Below are 17,614 nucleotides of genomic sequence, written 5' to 3'. Positions count from 1 at the left end.
GTCATCCAATATTCCGAGATTGCGTCAAACGCACCGCATGAGGGAGATAGCGGCTTCGCCGCAAACACGCCCCCTCTGCGCCTCCGCGTCTCTGCGTGACTTACTATCCTCCGCGTCGCCGCGCCTCCGCGTGAAACGAAAAAGCCGGCCATCACTGCCCCCGCAACTGCAGGAGCTGCGCCAGTACGGCGATAGCGATCACGTCGGGTTCCTTGCCCACTACGCCGGGCACACCGATGGGTGTGGTCAGGCGCGCCAGCGCTTCTTCCTCGATCCCGTCTGCCTTGAGACGCGAGCGGAAGCGGGCAATCTTGGTAGAAGAGCCGATCAGGCCCACGAAAGCAACGGGATCACGGCTGAGCGCGGCGAGCGTGAGGTGATAGTCCAGCGGGTGATCGTGCGTGAGGATCGCGATCGCCGCATCGGCAGGGGCTTCCTCGATGCAATGCGCGATCTCTTCTTCCGGCATCACCGTCACGCCATCGATCTCGGCCATTTCGGGCCGCGTATCGAACCATGCAAGCTGGAGCGGCAGACCGGTCATGTGGCGGGCTATGGCCTGCCCGACATGCCCGGCCCCGAACAGGTAGACCGGACGCAGGCGCTCCCCCACCGGCTCGACAAAACGCGCGCCGACATCCGGCCGATCACCGCGCGCGGACTGCCGCGTTGCCGTTTCACGCTCGAATACGGTGCGAGAAATCGTGCCGTCGTGCAGCACGGTTTCCAGCATTCGCCCCGGCTCGGCATCGTGCAGCCAGTCCAGCGCGGCAGGATCGACATGTTCGATCAGCAGCCGCACCCGTCCGCCGCAGCATTGGCCCAGCAGCGGACCGAGCGGATAGTCCTGAATGCGCCAGGCACCTTGGGGAAGGCCAAGGATCGCGCGCGCCTGTTCGACCGCGCGGAACTCGAGCTGTCCGCCGCCGATCGTGCCCTGCTGTCCCTCCGCCGTGACCAGCATTCGTGTCCCGGCCCCGCGCGGCGCGGAGCCCTCGGTCGCGAGCACCGAAACCAATGCGCACGGCTCAGGACCCAACCTGCGGAGCCATCCAACCCACTGCGTCATGGTGCCCGGTGCCCGGTAATGGCCTTGAGGATACGCTCGGGCGTCGCAGGCGCATCGAGCTGCGGCAGGTCGGCCTTCCCCGGCGCAGTCGCGGCAATCGCCCGATTGAGCGCGGAGAATACCGAGATCGCCAGCATGAACGGCGGCTCACCCACCGCCTTGGAGCGGTTGATCGTCGGTTCGACATTCTCGCCATCCCACAAGGTGACGGTGAAATGTTTCGCCCGGTCGGAAGCCGTGGGGATCTTGTAGGTCGCGGGCGAGTGTGTGAGCAGGCGGCCCTTGTCGTCCCACACCAGTTCCTCGGTGGTGAGCCAGCCCTGCCCCTGCACGAAGCCGCCCTCGATCTGGCCCATGTCGATCACCGGGTTCAGCGACCGGCCGACATCGTGGAGGATGTCGACCGCCAGCACCTTGTGCTCGCCGGTCAGCGTGTCGATGGCCACTTCGCTCACGGCCGCGCCGTAGGCGAAGTAGTAGAACGGCCGTCCGCGATGCGTCGCCCGGTCATAGGCAATATCAGGCGTTGCGTAAAAGCCGGTGGAGGACAGCGAGATGCGGCCGACATGCGCCTTGCACGCGGCCAGTTCGAAGGAAATCGTCTCGGTGCCCACCAGAATGCCGGCGGGGGTAAACTGCACCTCCGCCTCGTCGCAATTGTGCGTGCGGGCGAGGAAGGCGATCAGGCGCTGACGGATGGTCATCGCCGCGTTGTAGGCAGCCATGCCATTGAGATCGGCCCCGGAGCTGGCCGCCGTGGCCGAGGTGTTGGGCACCTTATCGGTCCGCGTCGCCGTGATCCGCACTTGCGAGAACGGCACGCCGAAAACGTCCGCCACGACCTGCGCGACTTTGACATAGACGCCCTGCCCCATCTCCGTGCCGCCGTGATTCACCTGGATCGAGCCATCGGCATAGACATGCACCAGCGCCCCCGCCTGATTGAGGTGGGTAGTGGTGAAGCTGATCCCGAATTTCACCGGTGTGAGCGCAATGCCCTTCTTGATGACAGGATTGACCGCGTTGAACGCCTCGACCGCCGCAGCCCGCTCGTCGTAGCGCGCGGTTTCGCGCAGGCGGGCGATCATCTGCGGCGCGATGTTGTCCGCCACCTTCATCCCGTACTGGGTGACGTCGCGGCCCGGCCCGTAGAGGTTGGCAAGGCGCACGTCGAGCGGGTCCTTGCCGAGCCTCGCTGCAATGTGATCGATGATCCGCTCTATCGCCAGCATGCCCTGCGGCCCGCCGAAGCCCCGAAAAGCCGTGGCGGAAACGCTGTTGGTCCGCAGCCGCTCGGAGACTATCTCCACATCGGCAAGGTAATAGCAGTTGTCCGCATGGAACATCGCGCGGTCATTGATCGCGGGCGAAAGGTCCTCGGTCGCGCCGCAGTCCGACGCCAGATGCAGCGACAGGGCCAGCAGGTGCCCTTCGTCGTCATAACCGACCTTGTAGGAGACCTCGAAAGGGTGGCGCTTGCCGGTCAGTACCATGTCGTCATCGCGGTCGCAGCGGAACTTCGCCGGCAGCCCGGTCTTGTGCGCGACCAGCGCCGCGGCGGCGGCGAACAGCGAGGCCTGTGTTTCCTTGCCACCGAAGGCGCCGCCCATGCGCCGCACCTCCACCGTCACGTCGGCCGAGCTCAGGCCAAGCAGATCGGCGACGAGGTGCTGAATCTCGCTCGGGTGCTGGGTCGAACTGAGGATATGCACCTGCCCGTCCTCGCCGGGCGTTGCTACGGCCACTTGGCCTTCAAGGTAGAAGTGATCCTGCCCGCCCATTGTGAAACCACCCGAAAGGCGGTGGGGGCAGGACTCCAGCGCCTTGGCCGCATCGCCTCGGGCCATGTGCTGGGTTGTCTCGATCAGCGAATCCGCCGCGCGCGCTTGTTCGACGGAAAGCAGCGCAGGCAGCGGCTCATATTCGATCTTGCCGAGCCGGGCCGCCGTGCGCGCCGCGCGCTGGCTGGTCGCGGCGACGAGGAAAATGGCCTGTCCATGAAACACCACTTCCCCGTCGGCCAGCAGCCGGTCGTCGTGCGCGACCGGACTGACATCATTGGGGCCGGGAATATCGGCAGCCGTGTAGACCGCCACGACACCATCGGCGGCCAGAACCTCCGACAGGTCCATCGAGACGATCCGGGCGCGTGCCATGCTGCTCTGTCCGAAAGCGAGGTGCAGCATGCCCTGCGGCTCGGAAACGTCGTCCGTATAGCGCGCCTCGCCGGTGACGTGCATGTGCGCGCTGTCGTGCGGGTGCGAGGGCTTCTCGAGCACCTTCCAGGCGGGATCGCGCTCAGCCATCGAGAGCCTCCAGATCGAGCACGGAAATTGCGGTGCCCTGCTCGCACAGCCACAAGCGGCGCAGCAGGTTGGCTGCGGCTTCCAGCCGATAAGCCGACGATCCGCGCACGTCGCTGAGCGGCGAAAAATCGCTTTCAAGAGCCTGCGCCGCCGCTTCCATCGTCTCCTGCGTGAAGTACTGGCCAACCAGTGCAGCCTCGCAAGCCGCAGCCCGCTTCGGCGTTGCCGCCATGCCGCCGAAGGCCACACGCGCAGACGTGATCGTGCCCGCATCGACGGTGAGCGCAATGGCGCCGCAGACCGCGGAGATATCGCTGTCGAACCGGCGCGAGAGCTTGGCGATATGGATCACGACGTCAGGGCCGGGCTTCGGAACCCGAACGGATTCGACGAATTCGCCCGGCTGGCGGTCCTGCTTTCCATACTCAAGGAAGTAGTCCTCAAGCGGCATCGTTCGCCGCCCCTTGGCGCTACGCAGGGTCAGTTCGGCGCCCATAGCAATCAGCGCCGGAGGGCCGTCCCCGATAGGCGAGCCATTGGCGATATTGCCGCCGACCGTGCCGGCATTGCGCACCTGCAGGCCGCCGATCCGGCGCACCAGTTCGCCAAGGTCGGGATGCAGCCGCGCGAAGGGCGTGTGGGCATCGGCATAGCGAACGGCCGCGCCTACCATCAGCCCATCATCGGCTTCCTCGATAGCTGCAAGGTCTGTCACATCGCCGAGGAAGATCACGGTCTCGAGCGTCTTCAGCCCCTTGGTCACCCACAGGCCGACATCGGTGGCGCCGGCGACCATGCGCGCATCGGGATGCTCTGCAAGCAGGTCCGCCAGTTCCCCGCAAGTCTTCGGCGCGAACCAGCGCCGGCCTTGCCATTTCCCCGACGCGCTCTCGGCACCCAGTTCGGTAAGCTGCGCGGCAAGCGCGGCATCGTCGCGCGGGAGGCTACTCACCGTCTCGCCCGCCTCCAGAATCGGACCATAACCGGTGCAGCGACACAGGTTGCCCGCAATCACGTCCGCAACGGGCAGATCGGACCCCTTGGCGCCGATGGCACGGCCATAGAGCGACATGACGAACCCCGGCGTGCAAAAGCCGCATTGCGAGGAACCATTCGCGGCCATGCACACCTGCAACGGATTGGGCGCGTCCTGTTCCTTGAGGCTCTCGACCGTCAACAGCGCCTTGCCATGGAGCATCGGCAGGAACTGAATGCAGGCGTTCACCGAACGCCAGACCACGCTGTCTCCCGACGCTTCGCCGACCAGCACGGTGCAGGCCCCGCAGTCGCCCTCGGCGCAGCCTTCCTTGGTGCCGGTGCGGCGCATCTTGTAGCGCAAGTGATCCAGCACGGTTGCGGTCGGATCGACTTCGGCGAGTTCGACCATTTCGCCGTCGAGAATGAAACGAACACTCATTGCGGCGCTCCCTGTGCGATCCATTCACCCAGCTTGCGGCGTTCCTCGTCGGTCATTCCGGTCGCATTCCCCAGCGGCATCGTCTGCGAGTCCACCGCCACACGCCTGATCCTGTCAGTCACTGCATGGACATGGTCGTAGCTATTCAACTCGACGCCCAGCGGCGGGGCGGAGAAGGCTTCGTTCGGGGGGTGTTCGGCATGGCAGCCCACGCAGTGCTTAGCCAGTATGGGCTCTACGTCGCCATAAGTCAGCTTCGTATCCGAAACCGGCTTTGCCGCCCCAGCCTTCTCAACCGAGACATAGGTCACGCTCACCAGCGCCAGAGCCACTGCCAGGGCAATGGCGCCCCCCGTCCGTCGGCCAAGGTGGCGCAAGTTGAAGACGTGCCGCACTGCGACGCCGGTCATGCCCAGCAGCGCGAGCACCAGCCAGGGACGTTCCGCACCGTAAGTCATCGGGTAGTGGTGGCTGATCATGATGAACAGCACCGGCAGCGTCATGTAGTTGTTGTGGAGCGAGCGCTGCTTGGCCTCCAGCCCCAGCCTGGGATCAGGCTCCTCGCCAGCCTTGAGCGCGGCGACGACCTTGCGCTGGTTGGGAATGATCACGAAGAAGACATTGCCCACCATCGCCGAGCCGACGATCGCACCGATATGCAGATAAGCCCCGCGCGAATTGAAGATCGCATCGAGGAATATCGCAATGCCGAGCAGGAACGCAAACCACACCGCGCCCAGCACGCGGTTGTCGCGCCCCAGCGCGGACTTGCAGGCGAGGTGATAGAAGAACCAGCCCACGATGAGCGCGCTCATGCCGATGATCGTGGCATCTTCGCCCGAAAGGTTGGCCTTGGCCGGATCGACAAGGAAATTCCTCGCACCGACGTAATAGACCAGCACCAGAAGCGAAAACCCGCTCAGCCAGGTGAAATAGGATTCCCATTTCGTCCAGTGCAGCTCTTCCGGCAGCGCCTCGGGCGCGGTCTGGTACTTCTGCGAATGGTAGAAGCCGCCGCCATGGACGGCCCAGTCCTCGCCGGTCACACCTTCGGGCGCGGTGCCGGGCTTGGGCTTCTTCAGCCGCAAGTCGAGCCCTACGAAATGGAACGACCCGCCGATCCACGCGATGCCGGCCGTCAGGTGCAGCCAGCGGAACGCGAGGTTGAGCCATTCTGTCAGATCGAAGTGCAAATCAGCTGCCCCGGTAGGTCGAATAGGAGAAGGGCGAGACGAGCAACGGCACGTGATAGTGTCCGCCGCCCTCGGCCATGCCGAAGCCGATCGTCACTTCGTCGATGAACGGCGGCTCGGGCAGCTCGACACCGGCGGCGCGGAAATAGGCCGCGACGCTGAAATGCAGCGCGTACAGACCCGCCGGCAAGGGACCGGGGACGAGATCGGGACAGCGGCCATCGGCATTGGTCATACCGCAGGCGATCTGCCCGTCAGGCCCGACCAGCGCAACGGAAAGCCCCGCCGCGGGGCAGCCGTGCATGGTGTCAAGGACGTGCGTGGAAAGCGTGTTCATGCCGCCTGGTCCTCCAGCCGCAGCCGCACGATCTCGCCGATCTGGCCGAGCGCGGTTTCGATCTCGGCTTCGCGGTCGTTGCCGAGCCGGGCTTCCATCGCCGCGAGAATCCCGGCCTTGTCCGTCAGGCGCACGCAGATGATGAAGGGGAAGCCGAATTTCCCGCGGTAAGCGGCATTGAGCGCGTGGAACTGCTCGTATTCCTCGGGCGTGAGGCGGTCGAGGCCGGCGCTCGCCTGCTCGGAAGCGCTGGCATCGGTGAGCGTCCTGTCGATCGCCGCCTTGCCCGCGAGTTCCGGGTGGGCGCGGATCAGCGCGAGCTGTTCCTCGCTCGTCGCGTCATACATCACCGCCATGAGATCGGCGTGGCGGTTGCCGCTCGAAGCGCGCGCATCGGCGCGTTGCTCGACCCAGGGGCTGTGTTCGAAGAGCGCGGTCACGAAGTCGTCCCCTCGAGGCTTACGTGAGCGGAGACGACTTTCCAGCCATCCACAAACTTGACCCAGCTCTGCGTCTGGCGGCCGCGCCGCTCGGAGCCTTCGCGGAAGAACTCAGCGTCCGCCGTGGCGAAGCTGTCGCCATAAACGGTAATCGCCACCTTGCCGAGCTTGCGCTGCGGCGAGCCGCCGCGGCCCTTGCGAAATTCGCGGATGGCCTCGATCCCGTAAAGCACTTCGCCCACGCCGTAGCGGTTGGTGGTGGGGGCATCGTGGAACAGCGCGTCCATCGCCGGGATGTCGTCCTCCATCAGCGCGCGCTCGTATTCGTGGAACGCTTCGGTGACTTCTGCGTGAAGGACGGGATCGTCGATCTTCATGCCATCACTCCTTGGCTCGCACGTTCAAAAGAAAGCTGGATCCCCGCCGTCGCGGGGATGACGAAGTCAGGGTTGGACAGGCTACGCACCGGCATAGGGATGCACCTCCATCCAGTGGCGGGCGATGTCGATCCGGCGGCAGACCCAGGCGTCGCCGCTGGCCGTGACATGGTCGAGGAAGCGCGCCAGCCAGCGCGCGCGGCCGGGCTTGCCGGCGATGCGGCCGTGGAGGCCCACCGACATCATCCGCCCGCCTTCCTCGCGGAGCTGGTCGAAGGTATCGCGCATGTGGCGGAAGAACTGCTCGCCTTCGGTGAAGCCATTGAGCGCGACGATCTTCATGTCGTTCACGTCGAGCGTATAGGGCACGATCAACTGCGGCCTGTTACCGCGAAGATGGCCGTGCTTGTTGTCCCAATAGGGCAGATCGTCGGCATAGCTGTCCGCATCATAGACAAAGCCGCCCTCTTCGGCGACCAGCCGTGCGGTGTTCGGCGAGGTGCGCCCCTGATACCAACCGAGCGGGCGTGAGCCGGTGAGCTTCTCGTGGAGCGCGACGGCCTCGGCGATGTGGGCGCGTTCGACGTCCTCGGGCACGTACTGGTAGTCGATCCAGCGCAGGCCGTGGCTGGCGATCTCCCAGTCGGCGGCCTGCATCGCCGCGACCGCCTTTGGGTTCATCTCCATGGCCTTCGCGACCCCGAACACGGTGACGGGCAGGCCGCGCTCGGTGAAGATCCGGTGGAGGCGCCAGAACCCGGCGCGGCTGCCGTATTCGTAGAGGCTCTCCATCGCCATCGCCCGGTCCGGGTGGCTACCCGCACCGACCATCTCGGACAGGAACGCCTCGGAGCCCTTGTCGCCATTTAGCACCGAATTCTCGGCGCCTTCCTCATAGTTGATGACGAACTGCACCGCCACGCGCGCGCCGTCCGGCCACTGCGGGTCGGGCGGGGTCTGGCCGTAGCCGACGAGGTCGCGGGGAATCATGCTCATGCGCCTTCCCCCTCGATGGAAGGATAGCGGAGCTTGCGCCCGCAGGGTGCTAGCGCAGCTTGGTTGGGGGTGAAAGCGCCTGGACGAGAGTTCACCCCCAACCAACTCCGGCTAGGGGTCTGCGACCCCAAGCCTGCGTATCCTTCCCCCATCGAGGGGGAAGGGAAAGGTGCCTGTTGCCTCATCCTTCCCACGCCTTGATCGCCGCCGGCACCGCCTCGCCCATGGGGAGCGCGAAGCCCTCCATGCGCAGGCAGGCTTCGAGCGCGGCCAATGTCAGCAGCACCTTGTGCTTCATCGCGTTGTAGCCCATCGCGCCGAGGCGCCAGATTTTGCCCTGCAGCGGACCGAAGGCGGTGCCGATCTCGATCTCGAACAGTTCGCGCATGGCCTTGCGCACCGCCTCGCCGTCGACGCTGTCGGGAATGTAGACGCCGGTGACGTTGGTCATGCGATGGGCATCGTCGCCGAACACGGTGAGGCCCATCGCGCGCAGGCCCGCTGCCATTGCGGCGCCGGCACTGGCATGGCGGGCAAAGCGCGCCTCCAGCCCCTCACCGAGCGCGACGCGGGCACATTCGCGGGCCGCATAGAGCATCGATGTCGCTTCGGTATGATGGTTGAGGCGTTTTTCGGACCAGTAATCCATGATCATGGCAAGGTCGAAATAGTTGGAGCCGATGCGCGGCCCCTTGCCGTCGGCGAGGCCATCCATGCGGATGCCCGCCTCGGTATGGCGGCGCGAGAAGATATGCTCGGCCGCGCGGTCCGAAATCGTGATCGGCGCCGAACCCGAAGGCCCACCGAGGCACTTCTGCAGGCCCCCGGAGACGACATCGATACCCCAGCGATCCGCCGCGACTTCCATGCCGCCGAGGGTCGCCGTGGCATCGACATAGCTGAGCGCGCCTGCCGCCTTGCACAATTCGCCCAGCCCTTCGAGCGGTTGTGCCATGGTGGTCGAGGTATCGCCGTGAATGGTCGCAACGAGGCGGGGCGAGGTGCGTTCGATAGCCGCTGCGATCGCCTCCATCGGCACGACTTCGCCCCAGGGTACGTCCACCGTCTCTATCCTGGCCCCGATCCGGGTGAGGATTTCCGTCAACAGCAGCCCGAAACGCCCGAAGTTGACGACCAGCACGGTGTCGCCCGGCGCCACCATCGAGACCAGCGCTGCCTCGATCCCGGCGCGCGCGGTGCCGTCGATCAGCATTGTCCACTGGTTCTGCGTGCCGAAGATCGGGCGGTACAGCGCCATGATCTGGTTCATGAACCCGGTCATTTCCGGGTCGAACTGGCCCAGCAAGTCGGCGCTCATCGCGCGCAGAACACGCGGGTGCGCGTTGATCGGGCCCGGGCCCATCAGCAGGCGCTGCGGCGGGTCGATCTCGCCGAAGAGAAGAGGATCGAGTTCAGGCGGCATTGCGGTCTCCGGCGCGCGTTCCCAGGCGCTCGATGAAGCCGAGCATGACCTGAAGCGCGATTTCCACGTCCTCAGGCTCGACATGCTCGGCGGGATTGTGGCTCACGCCGCCCTTGCAGCGGATGAACAGCATGGCGGTGGGGCACAGCACGGCCATGTTCATGGCATCGTGTCCCGCCCCCGAAACAAGGCGCCGTACCGGCTGGCCGGCGCCGATCAGCGCCTCGTCCATCAGGTCCATCAGGTCTGCGTCGCAGGGGCTGGCGGGAAGGTCGTGGACGCGCTCGACGGAGATCTCCAGATCGCGGGCTTCGGCGATTTCGCTCAGGCGGGCGAGGATGGCCTCGGCCACGCAGTCGCGCCGTTCCTCCTTGCCCGAACGCACATCGATGGTGAAATGCACAGCACCGGGGATGACGTTGGGCGCGCCGGGCATGGCCTCGATCACACCGACCGTGGCGACGACATCGGAATTGTCCCCCCGCGCGATCTGCTCGACAGCCAGAACCATGGCCGCCGCCCCGGCGAGCGGATCACGGCGCAGGCGCATCGCGGTGGTTCCGGCGTGCCCGGCCATGCCCTTCACTGTAACAGCATAGCGCAGCTGCGCGGCAATGCCGGTGACGGTACCCACGGCCAGACCATCGGCCTCCAGCACCGGCCCTTGCTCGATGTGGGCTTCGAGGTACGCCTCGATCGAGCCCGGTTCGCGGGCGGCAGTTAAGTATTCAGCAATGCCGCCCCCACAAACGGAGGAAAGAGCTTGCTCCAGAGTGACACCCTCCGCATCGGCCATGTCCAGCGCAGACACTTCCAGCGTCCCTGCCACAGCCCGGCTGGTGAGCATGGCGGCCGGAAAGCGCGAGCCTTCCTCATCCCCGAAAGCGTAAATCTCGATGGCAAACGGCATGCGCCGCCCCTGCGCGTGGAGCGCGGCGACGCACTCGATGCCGAGCATGATGCCGAGCGGCCCGTCATATCGCCCGCCGTCGCGCACGCTGTCCAAGTGGCTGCCGATAACCAGCGCAGGCGCGCCAGGGTCGCTGCCCTCGTAGCGACCGACGAGGTTGGCGGCAGCATCGCGGTACGCAGCCATCCCTGCCGCCTCCATCCAGCCGGCAATCTTCTCCTGCGCTGCCGTGTAAGCAGGAGTGAGGTAAGCCCGGTAGAGCCCGTCGGCCATGTCACTGTAGGGCGACACACCCAGCGCATCGCAGCGCGCAACTGCACGGGCTCCGCCTAGCCCCGTCATGCCGTTGTCCTTTCGTGGAAAAGCTCACGCGGAGGCGCAGAGACGCGGAGAAGAGATAAGGTTCGCGCAAAGGCGCAAAGGCGCGAAGAAGATGGTTTGGCGGCGAAGCCGCTTTCCATCCAATCGCTCGCGTTTGACGAAATGGTTAGACGATCAATTGCGCCTGCGGCGCTGCACGACGCCTTCGCGCCTTTGCGCCTTTGCGCGAACCCAGAATCCTCCGCGCTTCCGCGCCTCCGCGCGAACCAAATCACCATGTCGCCACGCCTCCATCGCTGCGCGGATCGGTGGCGCCTTCGAACGCACCGTCCGCCAGCCGCACGACCGCGCCGGCATGGCCCATCGTCGCGGTCAGCGGGCCGACGCGTTCCACATCGTGCCCGGCCTCAGTCAGTTCGGCGTAGAGCGCCTCGTCGAAACCATCTTCCAGCTTGAGCGTGGTCGACTGTTCGCCCCAGGTGCGGCCGAGCAGCCAGCGCGGGGCGCTGATCGCGTCCTGCAGGTCGACACCAAAACGGGCATAGCGGCTGAAGAGCGCGGCCTGCGTCTGCGGCTGGCCCTCGCCGCCCATCGTGCCGTAGGCCATGACCCGGCCATCATCGAACACCGCGAGCGCGGGGTTGAGCGTGTGGAATGGCTTGCGGCCGGGCTTGAGCGCATTCCAACCATCCTCGGCGAGGCGGAAGGAACTGCCGCGGTTCTGCCAGGTAAGCCCGGTCTGCGGCAGGACGAGGCCCGAGCCGAACTCGAAGTAAGTGGACTGGATACAGCTCACCACCCGCCCCTCGCTGTCCGCAGCACCGAACCAGCAGGTATCGCCCCATTTCGGCGGCTGCGGCCATGGCAGTGCCTTTGCCGGATCGATGCGCGCTGCCAGGGCATCGAGCGCACGGGCATCGTCGAGCAGGAACTGGAAGTCGTAATCGGTGTAGGCCGGATCACCGACGTGCGCGTCGCGCAGCAGGAAGGCCTGCTTGGTCGCCTCGACGAGGCCATGGACATGGTCGAACCCGTCTGCCGACGCCGCTTCCAGCCGGTCGAACAGGGCAAGGATCAGCAGCGATGCGAAGCCCTGCGTGGGCGGCGCGCTGTTGTAGAGCCGCGCGCCGGTGATCGGGACATGCAGCGGAGCAGGACGCGTTGCATAATGCGCTGTCAGATCGGCCAGCGTCACCGGACTACCCAGCGCTTCCAAGTCCTCGGCGATCAGCGCGGCAAGGTCCCCGCCGTAGAAGTCATCAAGGCCATTCGCCGCGAGCATCCTCAGAGTGGCGGCGAGTTGCGGCTGGCGCAGCACATCGCCTTCGGCAAGGGGGCGCCCCTCGGGTTGGAAGATCGCGGCATAGGCGCCGGGTTGCGGGCGCAGCTCTGGCCCTTTGGCTTCGGCAATCGCCGCACCGCCGCTGGTGACCGCCACACCCTCCTCGGCATGGCGGATAGCATCGCGCAGCAGGCGATCGAGAGGAATCGTGCAGGATTCGTCCTCCAGCACGGCTTCCCAGCCGGAGATCGTTCCGGCCACGGTGTTTGCCGCCAAGGGCCCGCGATTGGGCACTGCATCGAGCCCTTCGTAGAGCGCAAGGTCCGCTCTGGCCGCTGCGCCGCCGCAGCCGTGGACCGAATGCACCCGGCCCTCGGGCTCGCGGATAACCCAGAAGCCGTCGCCGCCGATCCCGGTCATGTGCGGATAGACCACGGCCAGCGTCGCAGCCACGGCGACACAGGCCTCCACGGCGGTGCCGCCGTCCTTCAGGACGTCGCACCCCGCCCGCGCCGCCAGATGGTGCGGTGCGGTGACCATTCCATGGGTTCCGGTGACGGTCTTCATCCCCGCTTCCTCAATCCGGCAGCGCCGCCAGGAAGGCGCGCACGACATGTGCCGAATTCACCGAGGCGAGATGCTCGAAGGTATCTTCCATGTTCTTCTCCCGATCACCGCCGGCAAGGTCCGACAGGCTGCGAAAGATAATCGTGGGCACCTGATTGGCATAGGCGACTTGCGCTACCGCCGCACTTTCCATGTCGAGCACGCGCGCCTTCCACGCGTGGTGCAGGTACTCGCGGAACTGCGCATTGTCGGCGAAGACGCCTGCGCTCACGCCCGTACCGCCGACGACCACCTTGGGCGCCTTATGCAGGCAAAGCTCGGTATCGGGCAACTGATGCGGCGACGGCGGGACGCAGCGCTCCATGGTGATGGTCGGCGCGATCTGGCGCGCGATGTCGAGAAGCTGCGGGTCCATCCGGAAGGTGTAGTGCCGTTTCGGCGCCTCGTCCGCATTGCCGACGCGCGTGCCGCGCGGGTACATGAAATTCCAGTTCACCGGCGCTTCGGGATCGACGGGCTCGGGCGACTTCCAGCCCTCATCGGCTTTCCGGGCGAAGTTCACTTCCAGATACTGCCCCCAGTTCTCGGCCACGATGACGTCGCCGATGGTCAGGCCGGGATCGACGCCGCCGGCAATGCCCGAAAAGACGATACGCTTGACCGTGAAATGGTCGAGCACGAGCTGCGTGTTCATCGCCGCGTTGACCATCGACACGCCGCTCTGCATCAGCAGCACGGGTTTCCCCTCCAGCGTGCCGGTAAGGTAGGTCCCGCCGTTGAGTTGGTACTCCTGCGGCTCCTCGACGGCGTGAACGAGCGCGTTCCATTCGGGGTAATAGGCCGTCATCACCAGCGTACGCGGGGTCGCGTCGAGTTCCTCCGCCAGCGCCGGAGCCGAGACGAGCGCGAAGAGCGCGAAGAGCGCGGCATGGCAAAGCGCGACAAGGCGCATCAGGCAGCTCCCATCCAGACGAAGCGGACCACGAAGAGCAGTGCGAGCACGAGCAGGAACCAGTCGGTCTTGGTGATCGTCCCGCGCACGATCTTGAGCGCGGCATGCGCGGTGATGCCGAAGGCGAGGCCATTGGCGATCGAGAATGTCAGCGGGATCATCGCCACGGTCAGGAAGGCGGGGATGGCCGAGAGCGGGTCTTCCCATTCGACTTCGGTCAGCGGCAACAGCATGAGACCACCGACGATGATGAGTGCCGGCGCGGTCGCCGCGAGCGGGATCACCTGCGCATAGGGCGCCACGAACATCATCGCGAGGAAGAGCACGCCGGTGACGACGGCAGTCAGGCCCGTGCGCCCGCCTGCCTGCACACCGGCCGCACTCTCGACGTAGCTGGTGACCGTGCTGGTGCCGGCCATCGAGCCGACAATGGTCGCCGTCGCGTCGGTGATCAGAATGCGGTTGAGGCGCGGGATACGGCCATTCTTGTCCATGAGCCCGGCCCGCTTGGTCACCGCGACCAGCGTGCCGATATTGTCGAACAGGTCGACGAAGAGGAACACGAAGAGGATTTCGAGCAGGCCCAGACCATGGCTTCCGGTCAGACCGAACACGCCGCTCAGATCGAGCTGGAAGGCGGTGCCGGTAAGCGCTTCGAGCGAATAGGGCTCGGGGCTGACCGAAACCATGCCCATGGCCCAGCCGGCCAGCGTGGTCACGACAATGCCGATCAGCATCGCCCCGCGCACGTTCCACACGCTCAGCGCGCCGATCACCACAAGCCCGAAAATTGCCAGCGCCGCGCTCGGGTCCTTGAGGTTGCCGAGCGCCACGAAAGTCGCCGGATTGGAGACGACGATGCCGGCATCCTTGAAGCCGATGAAGCCGATGAACAGGCCTATGCCGCCGGCGACCGCTGCGAACAGGTAGTGCGGGATCGAATTGACGATCAGCTGGCGTACGCCGGTCAGCGTCAGGATCAGGAAAGCCACGCCCGAAATGAACACGCAGCCCAGCGCAACCTGCCAGGGCACGCCCATCTGCTGCACGACGGTATAGCTGAAATAGGCATTGAGCCCCATGCCCGGTGCAAGCGCCAGCGGGGTGTTGGAAGCCAGCCCCATCAGGATCGAGGCAAAGGCTGCGGCGAAGCACGTCGCTGCCGCCACGGCGGCTACCGGCAGGCCCGCGCTGCCCAGGATCGCCGGATTGACCAGCACGATGTAGGCCATGGTCAGGAAGGTCGTCACGCCCGCCAGCACTTCGGTACGCACATTCGTGCCGCGTTCGCTCAGCGAAAAATAGCGCTCAAGCCTGCCCGAAGGGGGCGGCGCTTCGGGCATCTGATCCATCGTTTCTGTCTGCGTCACGCGTCTGTCCCCCTAGACCGCCACTGGCGGCGTCCCTGCCACGATAGTTTCCGCCCCCGCAGGCGGTGTCGATCCGATAATGCCCCGTTGTTCCAGTTGCATGGCAAAGCGGAACAGGTCCGCCTCGCCATTCGGCCGGCCGATCAGCTGCAGTCCCAGCGGCAAGCGCCCGGGACGGTAGAGCGGAACCGCGAGAGACGGCAATCCGGTGAACGTGATCGGCTGGGTATGAATGCCCAGATCGGCCCGCGCCGGGACCAGCTTGCCATCGATCTCGATACGCGGATCGTCGACCGGCGGCGCGACGCAGGGCGTTGCCGGCGCCAGCAGCACGTCGAAATCGGCAGTCAGCGCCAGAACCTGCGCGCGATATCCGGCACGAAAGGCTTGCGCTTCCTCGTAGAGGTCCGGCGGCAGCAAGGCGCCCGCGATCAGCCGGTCGCGCGTCGCCGGATCGAATGCCAGTGCATCCTTCGCCAGCGCCTCGCGGTGAAGCGCGCCGCCCTCGCAGGCGGTGATGAGGAAAGCCGCCGAGCGGGCGCGAGCGATGTCCGGCAGCTCAATCAGCGGCGCGTCGGGCGCAATGGCGTCGATGGCGGCGAGTTGCTCAGGATCGGCATTTTCGCGGAAGCGGCCGCCGAGCCGCGCGATCCGTTGCCGCGGCCCCTCTTGAGCGGCCGCGTGGCCGGATAGCACTTCCCAGATGCACGCCATGTCCGCCATGGTCGTGGTGAAGGGCCCGATATCGTCGAAGCTCTTGGCGAAGGGAAAGACGCCTTCGAGCGGCAGGTCCGCATGCGTGGGCTTGAGCCCGTAGGTTCCGGTCAGGCTGGCAGGGACGCGAACCGATCCGTTGGTATCGGAGCCCAGCGAAAAAGGGAGCAGCCCGGCGGCGACAACCGCCGCCGAGCCGCCCGAGGAGCCGCCAGCCAGGCGGGAGGGATCGTGTGGATTTCGAGTGGTGCCATGGGCCGCGTTGATCGTCGCGAAGCCATAGGCGAACTCGTCCATGTTCAGGGTCGCGACCAGAACCGCACCGGCATCGCGCAGGCGCGCGACGGCTTGGGCATCTTCGGTCGCGGGAGGTGCGTCGGCGTAGATCGTCGAGCCTGCCGTGGTGGGCAGACCGGCGACATCGAACAGGTCTTTCACGCCATAGGGCACGCCGGCAAGCGTACCGGGATCGGTACCCTCGGCGACCAGCGCATCGATCCTGGCAGCTTCCTCGCGGGCCCGCTCTTCCAGTACGCGGGTGACGGCCAGCAGCGGGGCAGCACGCGCGGCGATATCGGCAAGGCAGTCTTCGAGCACCTGCGTGGCGCTCACTTTGCCGCTGCGCACAGCGGCGGCGATTTCCAGCGCAGCTTTCACGAGCCCTTCCCCCGCATACGGTCGGCATGGCTGGACAGCAGCGCGAGATTGGCGGCGATACCCGGCGCACAAGGCTCGGGAATGGGCAGACCGACGGCTTCCGCAGCGGCGGCGATCTCATCGGAGGTTTGCGGGATGCGTGCGGGCGCAGCGCTATTCGGCGCCTCGGCCTCGCCCGCGAACCGTGCCGCGAGCCAGGCACAGACGAAAAGCTGGAGCTGGTGGAAGATCATCAGGGGCAGCACGATCATGCCCACCTGCGCCGGGGCGAAAAGGGCGCCGGCCATCGGCACGCCGGAAACGAGGCTCTTCTTGGAACCGCAGAACAGCAGGACGACGGCATCCTCGCGCGGCAGACCGGTCGCGCGCGCCAGCAGCGCGTTGACCCCCATGATGAAGGCCAGGATCACGGCGCTGATCAACAGAAGTTCGAGCAGGTCCGAAAACTCCAGAACCTGCCAGATGCCGTTCACCACGGCCGCACTGAACGCGGAATAGACCACGAGCAGGATCGATCCGCGATCGACCGGCATCAGGATTGCCTTGTGCCTGTCGATCCACTTGCCGATGATCGGCCGCAGGAAGTGCCCGGCGAGAAACGGCACCAGCAGTTGCATGACGATGCTGCGCACCGCGCTCCAGTCCCCGCCCTGCCCGGTCCGCGCAGACTGGATGAACACGCCGACCAGCAGCGGCGTCAGCAGAATGCCGAGCAGATTGGAGAGCGAGGCACTGCACACGGCGGCAGCGACATTGCCGCGCGCCATGGCAGTAAAGGCAATCGAGGACTGCACGGTCGAAGGCAGCAGCGTGAGGAACAGCACGCCCGACAGCAGCAGCGGATTGATCCAGCCTTGCGCCAGCCGCTCGGTCACCAGCCCCGCGACCGGAAACAGCAGGTATGTCGAGGCCAGCACCATCAGGTGCAGCCGCCAGTTGCCGATACCCTTTACGATCGCTTCGCGCGACAGCTTGGCGCCGTGGAGGAAGAACAGCAGCGCAATCGCCGCATCGGCCAGAATGTCGAACCAGCCCGCCGCCGCGCCGCGTACCGGCAACAGCGATGCCGTCGCGACGACGGCGATCAGCCACAGTAGAAACGGGTCTACGGAAGGAACAAACGGCGCACGACGCATGGATACCCTACCTGCCGCCTAGCCCCCTATCGATCAAACGCAATGATCCGCACGGATCGTTGCAAAAATCAGGTCGCCACTCGCCTCCTGACGGAATTCATCGCAGCCCTGACGATCCAATCCCCGTCGCCCCCGCGAAGGCGGGGG

Annotated in this window: 15 protein-coding genes; all 15 read right to left on the bottom strand. The window is 66.0% G+C overall.

All coding sequences use genetic code 11. The features are described 5' to 3' along the window. Positions 1–151: 151 nt before the first annotated feature. Positions 152–1,069: a xanthine dehydrogenase accessory protein XdhC gene (gene xdhC / locus IEX64_RS15330; protein WP_188820913.1), complete on the bottom strand. Its 918-nt coding sequence runs from the start codon at positions 1,067–1,069 to the stop codon at positions 152–154. Continuing rightward, entirely contained in the window at positions 1,066–3,375 is a 2,310-nt protein-coding gene (gene xdhB, locus IEX64_RS15325; protein ID WP_188820910.1) for a xanthine dehydrogenase molybdopterin binding subunit, read from the bottom strand. The genes xdhC and xdhB overlap by 4 nt, the downstream gene beginning before the upstream one ends. Next, positions 3,368–4,792 carry a xanthine dehydrogenase small subunit gene (gene xdhA, locus IEX64_RS15320; protein WP_188820908.1) on the bottom strand — a complete coding sequence of 475 codons (1,425 nt, stop codon included), beginning with the start codon at positions 4,790–4,792 and terminating at the stop codon, positions 3,368–3,370. The genes xdhB and xdhA overlap by 8 nt, the downstream gene beginning before the upstream one ends. After that, entirely contained in the window at positions 4,789–5,985 is a 1,197-nt protein-coding gene (locus IEX64_RS15315) for a urate hydroxylase PuuD (RefSeq protein ID WP_188820906.1), read from the bottom strand. The genes xdhA and IEX64_RS15315 overlap by 4 nt, the downstream gene beginning before the upstream one ends. Before the next feature lies 1 nt (position 5,986). After that, positions 5,987–6,322, bottom strand: a complete 336-nt coding sequence (uraH, locus tag IEX64_RS15310; RefSeq protein ID WP_188820904.1) for a hydroxyisourate hydrolase — start codon at positions 6,320–6,322, stop codon at positions 5,987–5,989. Continuing rightward, entirely contained in the window at positions 6,319–6,762 is a 444-nt protein-coding gene (gene uraD / locus IEX64_RS15305; RefSeq protein WP_188820902.1) for a 2-oxo-4-hydroxy-4-carboxy-5-ureidoimidazoline decarboxylase, read from the bottom strand. Before uraD ends, uraH begins: the two co-directional genes overlap by 4 nt. Continuing rightward, a complete protein-coding gene (gene hpxZ / locus IEX64_RS15300) occupies positions 6,759–7,139 on the bottom strand; it encodes an oxalurate catabolism protein HpxZ (protein ID WP_188820900.1) in 381 nt (126 codons plus the stop codon). The genes uraD and hpxZ overlap by 4 nt, the downstream gene beginning before the upstream one ends. Before the next feature lie 81 nt (positions 7,140–7,220). Then, on the bottom strand, positions 7,221–8,126 hold the full coding sequence (gene puuE / locus IEX64_RS15295) for an allantoinase PuuE (RefSeq protein WP_229710454.1): 906 nt from the start codon (positions 8,124–8,126) through the stop codon (positions 7,221–7,223). A 190-nt stretch (positions 8,127–8,316) separates the two neighbouring features. Beyond that, positions 8,317–9,558: a pyridoxal-phosphate-dependent aminotransferase family protein gene (locus IEX64_RS15290; RefSeq protein ID WP_188820898.1), complete on the bottom strand. Its 1,242-nt coding sequence runs from the start codon at positions 9,556–9,558 to the stop codon at positions 8,317–8,319. After that, complete coding sequence (locus IEX64_RS15285) at positions 9,548–10,810, bottom strand: allantoate amidohydrolase (RefSeq protein ID WP_188820897.1); 1,263 nt, start codon at positions 10,808–10,810, stop codon at positions 9,548–9,550. The genes IEX64_RS15290 and IEX64_RS15285 overlap by 11 nt, the downstream gene beginning before the upstream one ends. 250 nt (positions 10,811–11,060) lie before the next feature. Then, on the bottom strand, positions 11,061–12,638 hold the full coding sequence (locus IEX64_RS15280; RefSeq protein WP_188820894.1) for a gamma-glutamyltransferase family protein: 1,578 nt from the start codon (positions 12,636–12,638) through the stop codon (positions 11,061–11,063). A 10-nt stretch (positions 12,639–12,648) separates the two neighbouring features. Next, complete coding sequence (locus IEX64_RS15275) at positions 12,649–13,590, bottom strand: 5'-methylthioadenosine/S-adenosylhomocysteine nucleosidase (RefSeq protein WP_188820892.1); 942 nt, start codon at positions 13,588–13,590, stop codon at positions 12,649–12,651. Next, on the bottom strand, positions 13,590–14,933 hold the full coding sequence (locus IEX64_RS15270) for an NCS2 family permease (RefSeq protein WP_188820969.1): 1,344 nt from the start codon (positions 14,931–14,933) through the stop codon (positions 13,590–13,592). The genes IEX64_RS15275 and IEX64_RS15270 overlap by 1 nt, the downstream gene beginning before the upstream one ends. Before the next feature lie 39 nt (positions 14,934–14,972). Then, positions 14,973–16,331 carry an AtzE family amidohydrolase gene (locus IEX64_RS15265; RefSeq protein WP_188820890.1) on the bottom strand — a complete coding sequence of 453 codons (1,359 nt, stop codon included), beginning with the start codon at positions 16,329–16,331 and terminating at the stop codon, positions 14,973–14,975. Continuing rightward, on the bottom strand, positions 16,328–17,467 hold the full coding sequence (locus IEX64_RS15260) for a bile acid:sodium symporter family protein (protein WP_188820888.1): 1,140 nt from the start codon (positions 17,465–17,467) through the stop codon (positions 16,328–16,330). The genes IEX64_RS15265 and IEX64_RS15260 overlap by 4 nt, the downstream gene beginning before the upstream one ends. Positions 17,468–17,614 lie beyond the last annotated feature (147 nt).

The sequence above is a fragment of the Novosphingobium indicum genome (assembly GCF_014645195.1).
Taxonomy (GTDB): domain Bacteria; phylum Pseudomonadota; class Alphaproteobacteria; order Sphingomonadales; family Sphingomonadaceae; genus Novosphingobium; species Novosphingobium indicum.
Note: the sequence above shows the minus strand (reverse complement) of the source record. Positions and strands in the feature narration are given on the sequence as shown.

Bases quoted from the DNA above. Each gene is read 5' to 3' on its own strand.
- xdhC (WP_188820913.1), bottom strand. From the start codon at position 1,069: ATGACGCAGTGGGTTGGATGGCTCCGCAGGTTGGGTCCTGAGCCGTGC.
- xdhB (WP_188820910.1), bottom strand. From the start codon at position 3,375: ATGGCTGAGCGCGATCCCGCCTGGAAGGTGCTCGAGAAGCCCTCGCAC.
- xdhA (WP_188820908.1), bottom strand. From the start codon at position 4,792: ATGAGTGTTCGTTTCATTCTCGACGGCGAAATGGTCGAACTCGCCGAA.
- uraH (WP_188820904.1), bottom strand. From the start codon at position 6,322: ATGAACACGCTTTCCACGCACGTCCTTGACACCATGCACGGCTGCCCC.
- hpxZ (WP_188820900.1), bottom strand. From the start codon at position 7,139: ATGAAGATCGACGATCCCGTCCTTCACGCAGAAGTCACCGAAGCGTTC.
- IEX64_RS15290 (WP_188820898.1), bottom strand. From the start codon at position 9,558: ATGCCGCCTGAACTCGATCCTCTTCTCTTCGGCGAGATCGACCCGCCG.
- IEX64_RS15285 (WP_188820897.1), bottom strand. From the start codon at position 10,810: ATGACGGGGCTAGGCGGAGCCCGTGCAGTTGCGCGCTGCGATGCGCTG.
- IEX64_RS15280 (WP_188820894.1), bottom strand. From the start codon at position 12,638: ATGAAGACCGTCACCGGAACCCATGGAATGGTCACCGCACCGCACCAT.
- IEX64_RS15275 (WP_188820892.1), bottom strand. From the start codon at position 13,590: ATGCGCCTTGTCGCGCTTTGCCATGCCGCGCTCTTCGCGCTCTTCGCG.
- IEX64_RS15270 (WP_188820969.1), bottom strand. From the start codon at position 14,933: ATGCCCGAAGCGCCGCCCCCTTCGGGCAGGCTTGAGCGCTATTTTTCG.
- IEX64_RS15260 (WP_188820888.1), bottom strand. From the start codon at position 17,467: ATGCGTCGTGCGCCGTTTGTTCCTTCCGTAGACCCGTTTCTACTGTGG.